The sequence below is a fragment of the Pseudomonas saliphila genome, assembly GCF_008638345.1.
Lineage (GTDB): Bacteria > Pseudomonadota > Gammaproteobacteria > Pseudomonadales > Pseudomonadaceae > Halopseudomonas > Halopseudomonas saliphila.
The window spans coordinates 162,134-180,834 of the sequence record NZ_VTVA01000005.1 but is presented as its reverse complement, the minus strand read 5'-3'; the positions used below and the strand labels follow the sequence as shown (position 1 = coordinate 180,834).

13 protein-coding genes are annotated in these 18,701 nt (G+C 60.7%); 4 read left to right on the top strand and 9 right to left on the bottom strand.

Features of this window, described 5'->3' with window-relative positions:
- Window positions 1–2 precede the first annotated feature (2 nt).
- From FHK95_RS07980 to FHK95_RS07955, 6 genes are read right to left on the bottom strand one after another with little or no spacing between them, the layout of a single operon-like run.
- A complete protein-coding gene (locus FHK95_RS07980; protein ID WP_150304063.1) occupies window positions 3–1,670 on the bottom strand; it encodes a BatD family protein in 1,668 nt (555 codons plus the stop codon).
- Complete coding sequence (locus FHK95_RS07975) at window positions 1,667–3,481, bottom strand: VWA domain-containing protein (protein ID WP_150304062.1); 1,815 nt, start codon at window positions 3,479–3,481, stop codon at window positions 1,667–1,669. The genes FHK95_RS07980 and FHK95_RS07975 overlap by 4 nt, the downstream gene beginning before the upstream one ends.
- Window positions 3,471–4,463: a vWA domain-containing protein gene (locus tag FHK95_RS07970; RefSeq protein WP_150304061.1), complete on the bottom strand. Its 993-nt coding sequence runs from the start codon at window positions 4,461–4,463 to the stop codon at window positions 3,471–3,473. Before FHK95_RS07970 ends, FHK95_RS07975 begins: the two co-directional genes overlap by 11 nt.
- Window positions 4,456–4,917, bottom strand: a complete 462-nt coding sequence (locus FHK95_RS07965) for a DUF4381 domain-containing protein (RefSeq protein WP_150304060.1) — start codon at window positions 4,915–4,917, stop codon at window positions 4,456–4,458. Before FHK95_RS07965 ends, FHK95_RS07970 begins: the two co-directional genes overlap by 8 nt.
- The gene (locus FHK95_RS07960; protein WP_150304059.1) at window positions 4,914–5,870 is read right to left on the bottom strand and encodes a DUF58 domain-containing protein; all 957 of its coding nucleotides are present in this window, start codon (window positions 5,868–5,870) and stop codon (window positions 4,914–4,916) included. Before FHK95_RS07960 ends, FHK95_RS07965 begins: the two co-directional genes overlap by 4 nt.
- A 2-nt stretch (window positions 5,871–5,872) precedes the next feature.
- The gene (locus FHK95_RS07955; protein ID WP_150304058.1) at window positions 5,873–6,832 is read right to left on the bottom strand and encodes an AAA family ATPase; all 960 of its coding nucleotides are present in this window, start codon (window positions 6,830–6,832) and stop codon (window positions 5,873–5,875) included.
- A gap of 221 nt (window positions 6,833–7,053) precedes the next feature.
- Here FHK95_RS07955 and FHK95_RS07950 point away from each other — a divergent pair, with 221 nt between their 5' ends.
- Genes FHK95_RS07950 through FHK95_RS07940 form a run of 3 tightly spaced genes read left to right on the top strand, consistent with a single transcriptional unit; the run spans window position 7,054 to window position 13,232 of the window.
- Entirely contained in the window at window positions 7,054–11,898 is a 4,845-nt protein-coding gene (locus FHK95_RS07950) for an NAD-glutamate dehydrogenase (protein WP_150304057.1), read from the top strand.
- Between the two features lie 31 nt (window positions 11,899–11,929).
- On the top strand, window positions 11,930–12,154 hold the full coding sequence (locus tag FHK95_RS07945) for a DUF2835 domain-containing protein (protein ID WP_150304056.1): 225 nt from the start codon (window positions 11,930–11,932) through the stop codon (window positions 12,152–12,154).
- Between the two features lie 55 nt (window positions 12,155–12,209).
- Window positions 12,210–13,232, top strand: coding sequence for a quinone-dependent dihydroorotate dehydrogenase (locus FHK95_RS07940; protein WP_150304055.1), 1,023 nt, complete (start codon window positions 12,210–12,212; stop codon window positions 13,230–13,232).
- Window positions 13,233–13,396: 164 nt separating this feature from the next.
- Here FHK95_RS07940 and rmf read toward each other — a convergent pair whose 3' ends face one another.
- Window positions 13,397–13,612, bottom strand: a complete 216-nt coding sequence (rmf, locus tag FHK95_RS07935) for a ribosome modulation factor (protein ID WP_150304054.1) — start codon at window positions 13,610–13,612, stop codon at window positions 13,397–13,399.
- 269 nt (window positions 13,613–13,881) lie between these two features.
- Here rmf and rlmKL point away from each other — a divergent pair, with 269 nt between their 5' ends.
- Window positions 13,882–16,116 carry a bifunctional 23S rRNA (guanine(2069)-N(7))-methyltransferase RlmK/23S rRNA (guanine(2445)-N(2))-methyltransferase RlmL gene (gene rlmKL, locus FHK95_RS07930; protein WP_150304053.1) on the top strand — a complete coding sequence of 745 codons (2,235 nt, stop codon included), beginning with the start codon at window positions 13,882–13,884 and terminating at the stop codon, window positions 16,114–16,116.
- A gap of 60 nt (window positions 16,117–16,176) precedes the next feature.
- Here rlmKL and dacB read toward each other — a convergent pair whose 3' ends face one another.
- A complete protein-coding gene (gene dacB, locus FHK95_RS07925; RefSeq protein WP_235906734.1) occupies window positions 16,177–17,649 on the bottom strand; it encodes a D-alanyl-D-alanine carboxypeptidase/D-alanyl-D-alanine endopeptidase in 1,473 nt (490 codons plus the stop codon).
- Window positions 17,650–17,904: 255 nt separating this feature from the next.
- A complete protein-coding gene (locus tag FHK95_RS07920) occupies window positions 17,905–18,699 on the bottom strand; it encodes a TatD family hydrolase (protein ID WP_150304052.1) in 795 nt (264 codons plus the stop codon).
- Window positions 18,700–18,701 lie beyond the last annotated feature (2 nt).

The following is an 18,701-nucleotide window of genomic DNA, read 5'->3' as shown; positions in this document are numbered from 1 at the left end:
AGTTAAACGTCGGGGTAAAGCGTACCAAGCGGGTCGCTGGGGGCTTCTGCTGCGCGCTGGCGGCTTTGAATGGTCATGCGCACCGCACGCCAGAGTGGCTTGCCACGCCAGGGACTTTCCGTCTGGCCAAACAGACAGGCGTTCAGCTCGTCCAGTGCCTCGGCCAACTCCTGATTGTGATGCGTCAGGGCTATCAGGCCTTCGCTGTGTTGCTGCCGGGCCCAGGCTTCTAGCGCCTTGCGGGCTTCGGCTGGGTGATTGCCACGACAGGCCAGCTGTAGATCACCCAGCGGATTGCCCTGATGCTCCTCGCCCAGGATTTCCTCTTCTTCGATCACTTCGCTATCGCGCAAGGCGCGTCGGGCGCGGTAGAGCAGCAACAGGCAGGTGCTCAACGCGATGCTCAGCAGCAGGCTTGCGAGTTGCCAGGGCCAGACGGCGGGGCCTGAGCTGACGTTTGTTTGTGTCAGGCCTGGCTCGCTGATCGATGGGGTGAGATTGTCCATGCCGCTGACATTCAAGGTCACACTGTCCAGCCGCTCGGTGCGCAGCCGGTCCTCGATGGTGTCCCACCAATACAATTGCAGCTCCGGTACCTGGAAGACGCCTTCGGTCTGGGCAATCAGTGCAGCACTGTCCTGACGGATGCCGCGTATGCCGGTGTCGCTGGTCTGGTTTTCCAGTTTGGGCTGATCAGTGTACTGACGCAGGTGTTTCTCGGTGCCTGGCACCAGGCTATGCATGATCGGTAACTGACTGGCACTCAGACCTTGCGCTTCGATGGTAAGGGTGCGGGTAAGGGGTTCGCCGGTGATCAGATCAACGCCGGGGTCCGGCTGCCAATGTTCGGTGAAGGTGAGTTCGCTGGCGGGAATCCAGGGCGCGCCCGAGGGATAGCCATCTGGCACAGGCCGGACGTCCAGCATAATGCTCGGCGAGCGCACCTGGACCAGGCGTCCGGTACGCGCCGAGAACCGCGCGGAGGGATCGACCGGCTGCAAGGTGGTGGCGCTGAACAATTGCGAGGGGATTTCCAGGATGCCATTTTGCTGCGGATAGATGGCATAGCGGACTTCGATGACGCCGTGCCGCACGCCGTTGATCAACTGCTCGGACTGGCGTGCAGGTCCCAGACTCTCCACCCGTGCATCGGGGATCTCCAATCCACTCAGGATCGAGTCGTCGTAGAGTGAGACTGAATGATAAACCTTCAGCGTCAGCAGCACCTGCGCCTGCACGTAGGGATTTTCCACATCCACTTCACTGTCGATGAAAATGGGTGCCAGCTGAGCGACGGTGTCCTGGGCGGCCTGGGCCTTGGTGAGGATCTGGAGCCCGATGGGTTCGCTTTGCAGATCGCCAATCCTGATTGGTGGTATCGCCACGTAGCCGGTGCGTTTGGGCAGCAGGGTGATCACCCAGCGGGTAGTGCGCTGGGCGCTACCGTCGGCCTGGCTGACCAGGTTGAGCTGCCGCGTTGCCTGGATCCGGAAGTGCTCCTCCAGCGGGCTGAAGTCCGGACGCGTGGACCGGCTGGCCTGAGGCGTTTCAAGCGTCAACTCCAGCGTATCGCCTTCGACCAGCCGGGTGCGATCAACGCTGGCCAGCAGCGAGGCTTGCGCCAGCATCGGCATCATCAGTAACGCCAACAACATTATGAATCGGTTCACGGCTGCGCTTCCTTACGCTGCTGGTATTGATACAGAAACTTGCGCCGAAGCAGCTCAGCGGGCTCGTCGGGGATCGCCTCGAGCCACTGATCAAGCGCTTGCTGCTGTTCATTGTGTACCACCCTGGAGGCGTCTGCAGCAGCATTGGCGTCGTCGGGCGAGCCGGCATCTGTCTGATTGCCCTGTGCCGCACGGCTCGACGCTCCCGGCGCGGCATCAGGCGCGGCGCTCGCGCCATTTTCAACGTCAGTTTCGGGATCGGAACCGGGTGCGGGCTCAACGCTCTGCGGCTCGCGATCGGATGCGGTATCGCTGGGTGAGGGTGGCGGTGTTTCGCCCGACACCTGATCGGGTGTTGCGTCGGCCGTCTCCGCAGCGTTGTCGCCCGCTTCGGCGTTTTGTTTGTCCTGCTCAGCCTGTTGGCGCTTTTGTTCTTCGAGGAGGGCTTCGATCCGATCGCGGTTGTGGCGCGCCGGATGATGCTCAGGATTACGCGTCAGTGCCTGTTCAAACGCCTCCAGCGCCTCGGGATAGCGACCGCTCAAGGCGAGCGCTGTGCCATAGTTGAAGTAACTGTCGGCATCATCAGGTCGCTGCTTCAGCTGTTCAGCGTAGGCGTCGGCTGCCTGCGCGTAATCCTCGGCCTGGTACCACGCCCAGGCGCGCCAGGCGGGATCCTCAAAGCGCTCGGCTGCGGCTCGGGGTTGATCCTGTTCAAGCAAGGCTGCGCCTTGCTGATCCGGGCGCTGCCAATAGTCCGCCCAGCCAGCGTCGGCCGGCATCGGCAGCAATGCGGCGCATACGAGCAGGCCTAGCCAACCGCGCCGCGCGCCTAGTGCCGCCAGCGGCACCAGTAACAGCGCCAGCCAGGCGCCGTAGTCCCTGATCGATCGGATGGCTTCGCCGTCCTCGGCCTCGCTGCTAGCCTGGCTGGTTGGGCCGACTGTGGGTAACACGCGCTGCAGATCGCGGTCATCCAGCGTCATCCCATGATAACTACCGCCATGCCGGCGAACCGTGCTCGCCAGCGCCCGGGCATTGAGCCGTGGCAGCAGTATGCGACCCTGGTCATCGCGCATGAACCCGCCTTCCTCAAGTGCTACTGGCGCGCCCTCGGCGGTACCCACGCCCAGCACGGCGAGCTGGGCGCCCAGTGCCTCAGCATGTTGCTCCAGGGCGGCAAGTTCTGTTTCGTCTGCACCGCTGGTGAGTACCAGTACACGGATGCTGCGCGGCAGTTCGCTGATGCTATCGCGCGCCAGCGTCAAGGCCTGATCCAGATCCCGCCCCGAGGACGGCATGATCGCGGGCTCCAGGGCCTGCAACAGACTTGTCAGCGTTGCCGGATCGTTGCTCAAGGGCGTCACCCGGTGCGCGCTGCCGGCGTAGGCAATCAGACCCACCTGGTAGTCATCGGGCAGGGCCAGGATGTCGCGCAACTTGCGCTTGGCGCGAATCAGGCGGGTCGGCTGCAGATCGTCGGACAGCATGTTGTGCGACACATCCAGCACGATCAGTACAGTTGGCTGAGATGCGGATGTGGCAGGCGCGGAGACTTCCTGGGACGGACCGGCCAGTGCGAGAATCGCCACCAGCCAGCAGCCGGCCAGCAGCAGATAGCGGCTGCGATTGGCGTTGCCGGGTTGGCGTCGCAACAGCCAGTGTTGCAGATGCGACGGCAGTATCGACTCCCACCCCGAACCTCGGTGAGCGTGCTGGTAGGCCAGCCAGCACAACGCCAGCGCCGGGAGCAGCGCAAGCAGCCAGACAGGCCGCGAAAAGCTGAAACCGGCTAGCGATTCAAGCCACATTTGACCTCCGATACCAGCCGGTCAGGGCCATGCTGAGGATCAGCGCCAGCCCCAGCGGCCAGGGATACAGCGGAAGGCTCTGACGCAGCGTGCGTCCCTCATGCAGCGCGGGCTCCAGGCTATCCAGTTGCTGGTTGATCTGTTCAAAGCTCTCGCTGTCCCGGGCTCGAAAGTACTCGCCGCCGGTGAGCAGGGCGATTTCCTTGAGCGTACCTTCGTCCAGCTCCACCGAAGGGTCGCGTTCCGCGAACAACCCTTCGCTGGTGTCGCCCTGCATGGGCGCAGTCTCTGCACCAATCCCGATGGTAAAAATACGGATTTGCCGTTCGGCTGCGAGTCTGGCGGCCTGGATTGCGCTGATCCGGCCGGCGTTGTTGGCACCGTCGGTGATCAACAGCAGCACGCGGCGTTCGGCGGGTTGCTGCTCCAGGCGCTTGATTGCCAGACCAATGGCATCGCCAATGGCGGTCTGTCGACCAGCGAGTCCGATGAAGGACTCATCCAGCCATTTCCGGACGCTGCGCCGATCATGCGTGAGGGGTGCCTGAACAAACGCCTGGGAGCCAAACAGAATAAGCCCCAGCCGGTCGCCATGACGACGCTGGATAAACTGTCCCATCACCTGTTGCACCAGGCTCAGGCGGTCTGTCTCTTCTCCATCAAGTTGCATGTCGCGAAATTCCATACTGCCGGACAGGTCGATGGCCAACATCATGTCGCGGCCGGTGACCTCCATGGGTAACGGATCGCCGAGCAGCTGGGGCCGTGCGGCTGCGCTGAGTATCAACAGCCATATCAGCAGGAAGACCCAGGGCGTGCGTCGGACGCCAGGCTTGGCCGGCTCTGGCTGAACCGCCCGCAGTCTGGACATGAAAGCGATCTGCAGTGCCGCCGGACGATTTTCCGCTGGTGGCGCGAACCGCCGGATCAGCCAGGGCAGTGGAAACAGAAGAAATAGCAGCGGCCAGTCAAATTCAAACATGATTATGCTGCAACCAGCGCTTGAGTTCGTGTTCCAGAGCCCGACGCTGGTCGGCTGTCAGTGTTACATCAGGGCGGTACAGATCGGCCGCCAGGGGCTGCAGGCTGTGACGGTTGGGTTCGGGATAGGTGGCGCAGAGGTAGTCCAGCCAGTCATCACCGAACAGGCGTGTGGCGCGGTCATTCCCTTGGCGCTTGAGTAACCGCTTGAGTGTTTTGTTGGCTGCTGCCAGCCATTCCCGATCCGGCAGCGTAGCGGGTAACCCGTGCAGGGCCTGAGTCACCCGGGTGCGCGCCAGTCGGCGGCGCTGAACACTGCGCAACACGCGGGGGAGAAGCAATAGCAACAACAGTGTCAGCCCCAACAGTAGCCACCAGCCTGGGGCGGGTGGCCACCAGGACACGGGTGAGGGTGGCGCTGGATGGATCAGCGCGGTGCTCAGTTCGCTGCTCATCGGCGGGGGGCGCGGCCAGTGCGGGCACCGAGCATAAGACTCAGTTGCTCGACTGCTGTCAGCGAGCTGTCGAGCATGCTCAGGCTGCAGCGTAAACGTCGGGCCAGGCGCTGCCAGGCTTGCTGTTGGTCGGCAAATTGTTGTTGCCAGGCGCCGCGCACGGCGGGATTGTCGGTGTCGACGCTGAAGCGTTGCTCACCTTGTATGAAGTCCAGAATACCCGCCTTGGGCAGCTCCGCATCCAGGGGGTCGAACAAAGGCAGCAGAATAATGTCGTTGTGGGCGGCGAGGGGGGCGAGCAGGGACTGATTCATGTTGTCGATCGCACTGTGATCGCAGAGCAGATAAAGAATGCTGCCGGGTCGGATGATCTCCCTGCTGTGCCGCAGCGCCATGTTCAAGGGTTCGGCGGTTGCTTCGGCTGGCGCCTCGGTGGCCTCGGGAATGCGCTCGTTGGCCTGCAGAAGCAGGCGAAACAGCTGCAGGATGGCCTGGCGACTGCGACGCGGACGCACTTCATGGCAGGCGTCTGCGGCGAAGACCATGCCGCCCACCCGGTCATTATGCGACAACGCAGTCCAGGCGATCAGGGCGCAGGCGTCGGCGCCCAACACTGACTTCATACTGTGACGGCTGCCGAAAAACAGGCGGCTGCTCTGTTCGCAGATGATGAACACCGGGCGCTCGCGTTCTTCGTTGAATACCTTGGTGTGGACCTTCTGGGTGCGTGCGGTGACGCGCCAGTCAATGGTGCGGATGTCGTCGCCGGGCTGATAGGCCCTTACCTGATCGAAATCCATGCCCCGCCCGCGCAGTCGCGAGTACTGGCGGCCGGTCTGGCGACTGGTGCGCATCGGGCGACTGAACAGCGGCAGCTCCTGGCAATGCCGCCTAGCATCCAGAAGGGATTGCAGCGTGACCCTTACCAGCGCATCCGCGCCATCGATATACATGCTCAGACCACTGCAACGGATTCGAGAAGCAGCGCGATGACCCGATCGGCATCGATACCCTCGGCCTCAGCTTCAAAACTGAGGATAAGCCGGTGCCGCAGTACCGGATGGACCACCGCCTGCACGTCTTCAGGGCTGACGAAGTCCCGGCCGGCGAGCCACGCATGGGCGCGGGCGCAGCGATCCAGCGCGATGGTGCCACGGGGGCTGGCGCCCAGTTGTAGCCAGTCGGCAAGCTGTGGGCTGTACATTTCCGGTCGCCGGGTCGCCATGATCAGCTGGATCAGGTATTCCTCCACCGCGTCCGCCATGAACATGTCGAGCACTTCCTGGCGCGCGGCCAGAATGGTTTCCTGACTGATGCGTCTGGCCATCTGCGGCTCTTCGCCGCGCGCTTCGCCACGGGCCAGCTGCAGGATCTGTTTCTCCAGCGCGGCATCCGGGAAGCCAATGCGCACGTGCATCAGAAAGCGGTCAAGCTGGGCTTCCGGCAGGGGGTAGGTGCCTTCCTGCTCGATCGGGTTTTGCGTGGCCATGACCATGAAGAGTTCTGGCAGCGGATAGGTCTGCCGGCCAATACTGACCTGTCGCTCGGCCATGGCCTCCAGTAGCGCCGATTGCACCTTGGCCGGCGCGCGGTTGATTTCGTCTGCGAGGACCAGGTGATGGAATATGGGGCCTTGCTGGAAGCTGAAGCTGGCGGTCTCGGGTCGGTAGATTTCGGTGCCCGTGATGTCTGCTGGCAGCAGGTCAGGGGTGAACTGCACGCGGTGGAAGTCCGCCTCGATGCCTTCTGACAATACCTTGATTGCGCGGGTCTTGGCCAAACCCGGCGCACCTTCCACCAGTACATGTCCGGCAGCGAGCAGGCATATCAACATGCGTTCAATGAGCTGTTCCTGACCGAATATCTGTTGGCCCATAAAGGCCTTCAGTTCAAGTAGGGCATTACGGTGCGTCATGATGGGTGTCCATGAATTGAGGCTCCTGCTGGCAGTCACTGCCAGGACATGCTTTTGGTCTAGACTGGGGCTATTGACGCTCCGCTGTCCAACTCGACCTACATTGTCGAGCCAGACGCTGTATGTTAACTCAGCTGTGGCGTGGCGGTCATGGCAAGGCTGGTATGCCTTATGCCCAGTCGGTCTGTTGCAGGCCGGTTCCAATCATTGCTGGAGGAAACATGGCATTAATAATGGCCAGTAGTAAAGATGAATTGCTTGCAGTGCTCAGCGAACGTTTGCAGGCACTGGTGGAGCCAGGTGATGCGGAAAACATTGCGCGCTTCAGCCAGCAATTCTTTGGCATTGTCCCGCTCGAAGAGCTGCGCGGACGGCATGATTCGGACCTGCTCGGCTGTACGCTTTCCGCCTGGCGATTCTTTCAGCATTTTGACGGTAATGAACAGAAGATTCGGGTATTCAACCCCGATACGCAGCAACACGGTTGGCAGGGTACGCACTCGGTGGTCGAGATCCTGCATTGCGACGCCCCCTTTCTGGTGGACTCGGTGCGCATGGAGCTCAAACGCCAGGGCTATCTCGTGCATACCATGCAGAACAGTGTGATGCGGGTGGAACGTGATTCGCAGGGACAGTTGCTGCAGGTTCACGGCCGTAACGATCCGACCGCTCCGGGGCATGCCGAGTCGGTGATGTTCATCGAAATCGACCGCTGTTCCAGCACTCAGGAGTTGCGCTCGGTGCAGGAGGCGGTGGTCGATGCCTTGAGTCATGTGCGCGCCGCGGTCGCTGATTTCCAGCCCATGCAGCAGCGCATGATCGAGTTGGCCGAGATGCTCAATACCGAAGGGCAATCGCAGTTTCCAGCCGAGGAGCGCGCCGAGGCCGTGGAGTTTCTCCATTGGTTGCTGGCTGATCATTTCACCTTCCTTGGCTACGAGCGGTTTCATATTCACGAGGGGCTGCCCCAGGGCCGGCTGGGTGTGGATCGTGAGTACAGCCTTGGCGTGGCGGTCTGTGACCCGTTGGATGACGTTACCTCGGATCTGCCGGAGGAAGTACTCGATTACCTGACCGCGCCCTTGCTGCTGTCCTTTGCCAAGGCGTCGCGGATGAGCCGCGTGCATCGCCCGGCCTATCCGGACTATGTGTCTGTGCGGGAGATTGACGAACACGGCAAGGTGCTGGTCGAACATCGCTTCTCCGGGCTATACACCTCGCGGGTGTACACCGAGAGTGTGTCGCGCATTCCTCACCTGCGCCGCAAGGTCGAGGTGGTGAAGCAGGAGGCCGGGCTGGATCCGCACAGTCATCTTGGCAAGGACCTCGAGCGGGTGCTGCAGGTGTTGCCGAGGGACGATCTGTTTCAGATGTCCAAGGAACAACTGCTGGAGACTGCGGTGAGCATCGTGCAGATCCAGGAGCGCGCGCGCATCAGGGTTTTCCTGAGGCGTGGCAACTATGGCCGCTTCTATTACTGCCTGGCCTATGTGCCACGCGACCTGTACTCCACCGACATCCGTATGAAGATTCAGGCGGTATTGATGGATCGCCTCAAATCCAGCGAGTGTGAGTTCTGGACGTATTTCTCCGAATCGATCCTGACGCGCACCCAGTTCATTCTGCGCGTCGACCCCAAACACGGCCAGGAACTTGATCACGTGAAAATAGAGCAGGACGTTATCCAGGCATGCCGCAGCTGGCACGACGATTTCCGAGACCGGTTACACGAAACGCTGGGCGAGGCCGATGCCACCGAAGCATGGGATAGCTTCTCCGACAGTTTTCCAGCCGGATACAGTGAGCGGTTTACCACGGCTTCGGCCGTCGTCGACCTGAAGCATCTGCTCAACCTGAGCGAGCAGGATCCGCTGGGCATGAGTTTTTACCAACCGCTGCGACAGAAGCCCGGCGTACTGCATTGCAAGCTGTACCACTTGCACGAGCCGCTGCCCTTATCCGATGTGATGCCGATTCTGGAGAATCTGGGTTTGCGGGTCATGGGCGAATTTCCCTTCCGCATCGCCAGCGCGGACGGCCCGGTGTACTGGATTCATGACTTTGAATTCACCTACGCCTTGGACAGCGCCCAGGATATCCAGGAGGTCAATCAGCTGTTCCGCGATGCTTTTATCAATATCTGGCGCGGCTACGCGGAGAATGACGGCTTCAATCGCCTGGTCATGCTGGCCAGTATGTCCTGGCGCGACGTGGCACTGCTGCGCACCTACGGGCGTTACATCAAGCAGATTCGTATGGGTTTCGAACTGCCTTATCTGGCCAACACGCTGGTGACCCATTCGACCATTTCCCGGGAACTGGTACGGCTGTTCAAAACGCGTTTCTATCTGGCGCGCAAATCCTCCGCCGCCGAGCTGGAAGAGCGTCTGGAACAGGCCATTATCAATGCGTTGGACGGCGTGGCGGTGCTCAATGAGGACCGCATCCTGCGTCGTTATCTGGATCTGATCAAAGCCACGCTGCGTACCAACTTCTACCAGAACGACGAGCAGGGTGAGCCGAAGGACTACATCAGCATCAAGCTCGATCCGCAGCGCATCCCGGAACTGCCACTGCCGCGACCGATGTTCGAGATGTATGTCTACTCGCCACGCTTCGAAGGCGTCCATCTGCGCGGCGGCAAGGTGGCCCGTGGCGGCCTGCGTTGGTCCGATCGTGAGGAAGATTACCGGACCGAGGTGCTGGGTCTGGTCAAGGCGCAGCAGGTCAAGAACGCGGTCATTGTGCCGGTCGGCGCGAAGGGCGGCTTCGTTCCGCGGCGGCTGCCGGTAAGCGGCACGCGGGATGAGATTCAGCAAGAAGCTATCGCGTGTTATCGCTTATTTATAAAAGGTTTGCTGGACATTACTGATAATTATGTTGAAGGCGACGTATCGCCCCCGGAACAGGTGGTCCGCCATGATGGCGACGATCCTTACCTGGTCGTCGCGGCGGATAAGGGCACCGCAAGTTTCTCCGATATCGCCAACTCGATTGCTGCCCAGTACAACTTCTGGCTTGGCGACGCGTTCGCCTCCGGCGGCTCAGCGGGTTATGACCACAAGGCCATGGGTATTACTGCCCGGGGTGCATGGGTATCGGTACAGCGGCACTTCCGCGAGCTGGGAATCAACGTTCAGGAAGAGCCTGTGACAGTCGTCGGTATCGGTGATATGGCCGGCGACGTGTTCGGCAATGGCATGTTGTTGTCTCGCCAGTTGAAGGTCGTCGCGGCCTTCAACCATATGCATATCTTTATTGATCCGAACCCAGATCCCGAGGCGAGTTTTGTCGAGCGTGAGCGGCTGTTCAACATGCCGCGTTCCAGCTGGAGCGACTATGACAGCAGCCTGATCTCTGAAGGCGGCGGCATATTCGAACGCAGCCTCAAGCAGATTCATTTGACGCCGCAGATGCAGCAGTTGTTCGACATCAGCGAGGATAAGCTCACCCCTAACGAGTTCATTAATCGCTTGCTCAAGGCACCGGTTGACCTGATCTGGAACGGCGGTATCGGCACCTATGTGAAAAGCGCGGCGGAAAGCCACGCTGACGTGGGTGACAAGGCCAACGATGGCGTGCGGGTAAACGGTGCCGAGCTGCGTTGCCGGGTAGTGGGCGAGGGTGGCAACCTGGGCATGACCCAGCGTGGTCGCATCGAATACAGCCTCAAGGGTGGTCACTGCAATACTGATTTCATTGATAACGCAGGCGGGGTCGATTGTTCCGACCATGAGGTCAATATCAAGATCCTGCTCAACGAGGTGGTCGCCGCCCAGGAGATGACCGGCAAGCAGCGCGACCGCCTGCTGGCCAGCATGACCGATGAAGTGTCTGGTCTGGTGCTCGCCAACAACTACAAGCAGACTCAGGCAATCAGTCTGGCTGAACGCCAGGCGCGTTTGGCCATGGGAGAATACCGTCGGCTGATCAGTGCACTGGAAGCCTCCGGCAAGCTGAGCCGGTCGCTGGAATTCATCCCCGAGGACGAACAGCTGGCCGAACGCTCGGCACGCGACGAAGGGCTGACCCGGGCGGAGTTGGCGATCCTGATTTCCTATTCCAAGGCGGAGCTCAAGGAGACGCTCGCCGCCTCGGATGTGCCCGACGATGAGTACCTTGGCGAGGAACTGAATACGGCGTTTCCTGCGACCCTGGTTGCGCGACATGGGGATGCTCTGGCCGGCCACCGTCTGCGTCGTGAAATCATCGCCACCCAGCTGGCAAACGATATGGTCAATCACATGGGGGTGACCTTCCAGCGGCGGCTCGAGCAATCAACCGGCGCATCGGTTGGCGAAATTGCCAGGGCCTACGTCGTTGCCCGCGATGTGTTTCGCTTGAATCATCATTTCGCGACCATCGAGGCGCTGGACTATCAGGTGCCAGCGCAGGTGCAGTTCGATCTGATGGATGATCTGATGCGACTCGGGCGCCGTGCGACGCGCTGGTTCATCCGTAACCGTCGGCTGGATTTGCGTGCCGGGGACGAAGTGGCGCATTTCGGACCGCGCGTCGCGGCACTCGCCGAACAGTTCGATGGCCTCTTCGAAGGGCCCAAGCGGGGCGTGTGGGAAACCCGCTACAACAGCTACCTGGCAGCCGGCGTACCGGAGCAGATCGCTCGCATGATTGCCGGCACCGGCTTGTTTTACTCGATGCTTGGCATCATCGAGGCGGCGGACGCTACCGGACAGGCAACGGAACGGGTTGCCAGGGTTTCCTTCATATTGGCAAGCGAGTTGCAGATTCCCTGGTTTGGACAGCTGGTTTCCAACCTGCAGGTGGACACCCACTGGCAGGCGCTGGCGCGCGAAAGCTATCGTGACGACCTGGATGGACTGTTGAGGACCATGACGGTGTCGGCGCTGCAGTCCTCCAGTGAGGAGACCGAGGTGGACGCTGTGGTCGACAATTGGATAGAGCGTAACGATCAGTTGCTGGTGCGCTGGCGCAACATGCTCACGGATCTCAAGAGCGCGACCACCGGCGACTATCCCATGATCTCCGTAGCTATGCGAGAATTGCTGGATCTGGCACAGGGGGCCAACAACCACATGGGTTGAGGGACCTCTGACGGGCCTAGCAAGGAGTGCCATGCAGCAGTTGATTTTTGACCTGTCGTTGCCCGCCGAGCGATACCTCGAATGGTATCGAGGTACCGCCAAGCGGGTCACAATGCGCAGCCGGGACGGCCGGCGCATCAGTCTGCCGGCCCATCACCTGCGGCAATTTCTCACGCACGAGGGTATCTACGGCAGCTTTCTGATGACATTTACCGCAGAGGGGCAGTTGCTGTCCCTTGAGCGTCTGAACGCTTGAACGCCTGAAAATCGGTATACTCTTGCACCGACATTTTCGATCAAGGCCTGACTTCATGTATTCCACGTTGCGCTCCCTGCTGTTTCGCCTCCCTGCCGAAACCTCCCATGACCTGGCCCTGGACATGATTGGTGCCGCCGGGCGGCTTGGCCTGGAAAAGCATCTGGCGAAGCCGATCGCTCGGCAGCCGGTCGAAGTCATGGGACGGGTGTTTGATAACCCTGTCGGGCTGGCAGCGGGACTGGACAAGAACGGCGTAGCGGTCGATGGGCTTGCGGGGCTTGGGTTCGGTTTCATCGAGGTGGGCACAGTCACGCCCTTGCCTCAACCGGGAAACCCGAAGCCGCGGCTGTTCCGGTTGCCGGAACGCAACGCGATCATCAACCGTATGGGCTTCAACAACCACGGCGTTGATGCCTTGCTCGAGCGTCTCGCCGGGGTGCGCTATCAAGGTGTGCTGGGCATCAATATCGGCAAGAACGTGTTCACCCCGGTCGAGCGCGCGGTGGATGACTACCTGTTCTGTCTGCGCAAGGTCTATAGCCGTGCGGGTTACGTCACAGTGAATCTGTCTTCGCCCAATACACCTGGTCTGCGCACGCTGCAATTCGGTGACACGCTCAAGGTACTGCTGGAGCAGATTAAGACCTGCCAGCTGGAGCTGAGCCAGCTACACGGACGCTATGTGCCGGTGGCGATCAAGATAGCGCCGGATATGAGCGCAGAGGAGCTGGCGCTGGTCGGGCAGACACTGGTGGACCAGGGCATGGACGCCGTCATCGCGACCAATACCACGCTCGAACGTGGCGCCGTGGCAGGCCTGAAGTACGCCGACGAGGCAGGCGGCTTATCCGGCGGACCACTGACGGACGTATCCACCGAGGTGATTCGGGTGTTGGCATCTACCCTCAACGGGCGTCTGCCGATCATCGGGGCGGGCGGCATCCTATGCGGGGCGGACGCCGCCGCGAAGATCAAGGCCGGTGCTAGCCTGGTGCAGCTCTACAGTGGCTTTATCTACCGCGGGCCTGAACTGATTCGCGAGTGCACTGACGCTATCGCCGCTATCCGCGACTGAGCATGCCGTGGAGAATCAGCAGGGTTGTGAGGGTGATAGATAGAAAGAGAAGAAAGGGAAGAGGGGTAACGCTTTGGTTGGCCCCCGCGCTGCAGGGGCCGGTTGGGCCTTGAAGGCCCGGCGCTTGGAGAGAGCGCCCTGGGTAAACTTTTAAGGCTGGGAAATTAGCCTACTGCGCGCATTTCGTTCAGGCGATGCACGCCGGAGATGCCCGTAAAGCCGGCCCAGTGATCGGCACGGCCCTCCCGCCAACCGTTAATCCAGTTCTGTCGTGCGGCGGCGCTATTGAAGGGGCAGGAATCTTGGGACTTGCCATGTACTCCATTCTGGTACCCGCGGAGAAATGCTCTTTCCACAGGATCACGCTTCAGTCTTCTCATAAGGTAGAACCCTCACTTGATATGACATACCCGCCTCGCAACCAGCGAGGTGAGCGGTTGGCACCAGGGGAGATGCCCTGATACCCATGCGCCGCCGCCTGTCAGGCCCGGCCGCATGTTCGGCAGCTTGCAACACTAAGCGATTGCTCTGTTGTACCCTAACCAGAGCGGGCTGTCCAAATATCAAAACGGCATGAATACACAGTTACTTAAGCGTGATGATCTCGTGACATTACGCTCATTCGAAACACAATCCGGAAATCAATCAGATGCGTTCCACCGTTGAATTTTTTGTTACATGTCCGAAGGGCCTTGAAGGCCTGCTTATGGACGAACTGCTGGCCATGGGGGCCGGGAATGCCAAGGAAACCGTGGCAGGTATCAGTGTCAGCGGTGAGCTGTCGCTCGGCTACCGCATCTGCATGTGGTCGCGTCTGGCGAACCGGGTACTGCTGGTATTGGACCGTTTTGCGGTGGGGGATGCTGAGGAGTTGTACGCGGGCGCCGCGCGCGTCGACTGGGCCAGTCATATGCCTGCCGATGGCAGCCTGGCTGTCGATTTCACCGGTATTCTGCCGGGCGTGGACAACACCCATTTCGGCTCGCTGAAGGTCAAGGACGCCGTGGTTGACGCACTGCGGCAGGCCGATGGCACCCGGCCCTCGGTGGACAAGATCAATCCTGATTTGCGCATCAATGTGTTCTGCCGCAGCAATGAAGCGCAGCTGGCGATCGATCTGTCTGGCCAGAGCCTGCATCAGCGCGGTTACCGTCTGCAGCAGGGTGCTGCGCCACTCAAGGAGAACCTCGCTGCGGCGATCCTGCTGCGCGCCGGCTGGCCGGCGCTGGCTGCCGAGGGCGCCGCGCTGGCCGACCCCATGTGCGGCTCGGGTACCTTCCTGATTGAAGCCGCGCTGATGGCGGCGGATGTGCCGCCGAACCTGAATCGCCAGCACTGGGGCTTCAGTAACTGGTTGCAGCACGAACCTGAGCAATGGCAGCCCCTGCTTGAAGAGGCACAGCAGCGCGCCGCTGCCGGCCTGGCCAGACCACCGCTGTGGATACGCGGTTATGAGGCGGACCCGCGCATGCTGCAACCCCTGCGCAATAATATCCAGCGCGCCGGACTAAGCGAATGGGTCAAGGTGTACCAGGGTGAGCTGGCGACCTTCGCCCCGGCCCCGGATCGCGGCCAGAAGGGATTGGTCGTCTGTAACCCTCCCTATGGCGAGCGGCTGGGCGACGCGGCGAGTCTGGTGTACCTCTATCAGAAACTCGGTGAGGTATTACGTGAGCAGTGTCCGGGCTGGCACGCGGCGATCTTTACCGGCAATCCGGATCTGGGCAAGCGCATGGGCATCCGCAGCCATAAGCAGTACTCACTGCTCAACGGCGCCATTCCCTGCAAGCTACTGTTGATGGAGCTGATTCCGGAGCGCTTTGTCACCGGGGGCAATCCCACGCGTAACACTGACCGGGTCGAGCCGGTCGAGGCGGTCAACAACGACACCCCGCAGCCGGTGGCACGTGCCAGGCCAGAGCCTGCTGCTCCGGTCACAGCAGCGCGGCTCAGTGAGTCGGCGCAGATGTTTGCCAACCGTTTGAAGAAGAATCTGAAGATCTTCAGGAAGTGGGCGCGACAGCAGGATATTTCCTGCTATCGGGTGTATGACGCTGACATGCCGGAGTTTGCCGTCGCGATTGACCTGTATGACGGCTGGGCTCATGTGCAGGAGTACGCTGCACCGGCGACGATCAGTGAAGACAAGGCCCAGGCACGCCTGCAGGACGTGCTGATAACCCTGCCAGAGACCCTGGGCATACCGGCGGACCACGTGGTGCTTAAACAACGCCTGAAGCAAGCCGGCAAACAGCAGTATCAGCGTATGGATCGGCGTGGCGAGTTCATGACCGTGCAGGAAGGCCAGGTCAAGTTGCTGGTCAATCTCACGGACTATCTGGATACCGGGCTGTTTCTTGATCACCGTCCGCTGCGTTTACGGATCGCGCAGGAAGCCAAGGGCAAGCGGTTCCTGAATCTGTTCTGCTATACCGCGAGCGCAACCGTGCATGCGGCGGTCGGGGGCGCGCGTAAGACGGTAAGCGTGGACTTGTCACGGACCTATCTGGATTGGGCCAGACGCAACCTGTCATTAAACGGGTTATCGGATCTACATGAGCTGGTGCAGGCGGATGTCATGGAGTGGCTGGAGAATGACGAGGGCGAATACGATCTGATATTCCTCGATCCGCCGACCTTCTCCAACTCCAAGCGGCTTGAAGAGGTATTCGATATCCAGCGCGACCATGTGCATCTCATCGACATGGCAATGGCCCGGCTTGCGCCCGGCGGCACGCTGTATTTCTCGAACAACTTCCGACGCTTCCGTATGGCGGCCTCGTTGGAGAGCGGTTACAAGGTGGAGGATATTTCGGCGGCGACACTGGATAAGGACTTTCAGCGTAATACCAAGATTCACCGCACCTGGCGCATTACCCGCTGAATCTGAACTGAACTGAAGTGAACCGGCCAGGGCGTTGCGCCCCGGCCGGTGACGTGTGACTTACTGGTTGGCAGCGATATCGGTTGGCGCACGGCGGTGTACATCCTGCAGCACCAGATCAAGCGCCTGGCGGCTGGCACCGGCAGTGGCGTGGTTGACGAAGGCGGTGACTGCCCAGCTCTGACCGTTGGCATCCCGGGTAATGCCCGCGATGGCGCGAACGTTGTTCAATGCACCGGTCTTGATATGTGCCTGACCGGCTACCGGGGTGTTGCGCATGCGTTTACGCATTGTCCCGTCCATGGCTGCCAATGGCATTGATGCGATGAACTCCGCCGCATAGGGGCTTTGCCATGCTTGCTGCAGCAGCTGCGCCATGTTCCGGGCGCTCATGCGTTCAACCCGTGACAGACCAGACCCGTTATCCAATACCAGTCCGTTGGGCTCGATGTTCTTCTCGGCCAGCCAGGACATGATGGTTCGATTGGCTGCCTGAAAGTCATCCACATCGTTGGCGCTGCGGTTTTCCCGGCCGATGGTCAGGAATAGCTGGCGCGCCATGGTGTTGTTGCTGAACTTGTTGATGTCACGCACCACCGAGACCAGATCGGGAGAAACGCTGGTCGCCAGGCGGCGCGCCTTGGACGGCACTTCGCCGAGACGGGTCTCGCCCTGAATCCGGCCACCCATCTCGTGCCACAGAGTACGCACCAGACTACCGGTGTAGGTCTGTGCATTCAGTGCAGAGAGATAGCGCTGCGTCGAGCAGCCCTCGTGCAGCGCGCCCGTCAGCGTGACCTGCGCTTGCCTGCCATTATCCTTCACCGAATACGCGACGTTGGGCCAGGGACAGGACTTGACCGCCGGTAGCGTCTTGAGCTGGTTATCTATTGTCACCTCTGGCAGCGCAGGATCCAGATGTACCCGGACGTTCTGGCCTTCGGCAAAGGTGCTCAGGGTGAAAAGCTTGAGATTGGTCAGGAGCGGATCGGGCTCGACCAGAAACGGACGGCTGGCGTCATTGCCGTCGTCATTGAACGGGGGAACGCCTAGCGGTAATAACAGATCACCTGATTTAAGCACCAGGTGCCCGGTGACGTCGCGCACACCATTGGCGCGCAACTCGCGCAACATCACCCAGACGCGGTCCATCGTCAGTTTTGGATCGCCATCGGTATCGAACACCAGGTCGCCGTGCAGCACACCATCGCGCACCTCACCGGTGCCGTATAAGCCGGCGCGCCACTGATAAGTCGGGCCGAGAATCTCGAGGGCGGCGTAGGTGGTGACCAGTTTCATGGTCGAGGCCGGATTGAACGCCTGGTCCGCATTGACGAATTGGGACATGCCCTGACCCTCTAGCGGAATGACTGCCAGGGAAAAAGCACTCGCCGGAACCCGGGCTGATGCCAGCGCAGAACTCACGGTGGCAGGTAGCTTGCCGACGTCTTCGGCGCTCGCCAGCGTAGGCACTAGCACCAGTGCGAGGGTTGGAATCAGGCAACGTAGCGTGGACTTCAAAATGCGTGACATGAATCGGAGAACTCCGAATACGGTCTGAATGAAGGTTGAGCCTGAATAGGACCCTGTAAGTACCCATCATTGCTCGGAATTTCGGAAATTCCAAGGTCTGTGCGACTAGCGGTAGGCCAGTATTGGATAGACACCTTGACAGGTCACGGAATGCGTCGAATAACGCCGTCAGTAGGCGATTCTGGACCGTTGGTCCGAATGGTGGAATGCACGATCCGGCGTGCGCCAGAAGCAGTGAAGCATCCCGGGCTAGCGTTAGCAGGATGGGAGATTAAAGAATGCTCTGGCCGTAGCGCAGGTATGCAGGCTGAGTGCTTCGAGGCTTTCGTTGCGGCACTGGGCAACCATCTCTGCCACTTCAGGCAAAAAGGCCGGTTCATTGCGCCGGTTCTTCGGCTTGACGGTCAGGGTGCGGGGCAGGAGCCAGGGTGCGTCGGTCTCCAGCATCAGGCGGCCAGCGGGAATATCCTGCATCAAGGGACGCAAGTGGGTGCCGCGTCGCTCATCGCATATCCAGCCTGTGATGCCAATGTGCAGATCCATATCCAGATAGCGATACAGGGCTTGCTTGTCGGCCGTGAAGCAATGCACCACCGCGGCGGGCAGACGGTCACGATAGTCGGCGAGCAGTTCTATCAAGGTTTGGCTAGCATCGCGTTCATGCAAGAATACCGGGTAACCGAGTTCGGCTGCCAGGCTGAGTTGATCTTCGAGCGCTTTGATCTGCAATGGTCGAGGGGAAAAATCGCGGTTGAAGTCCAGGCCGCATTCACCAATCGCTTTAACGCATTCAGCGTCGGCTAACGAGCGCAGGTTGGAGGCGTGGGAGGCATTCCAGTGGCGGGCTTCATGGGGGTGGACCCCGGCGGTACAAAACAGCTGGCCGGATGCCTGGGCGCAAAGCGCCTGGGTATCCGCACAGCTATCAAGAGAAGTGGACGTCAGCACAATCTGCCTGACGCCTGCTTCACGAGCCCGGTCCAGCACCGCCTCACGGTCTTTATCAAAAGCGGCGTCAGTCAGATTGACGCCGATGTCGATCCATTCCATGG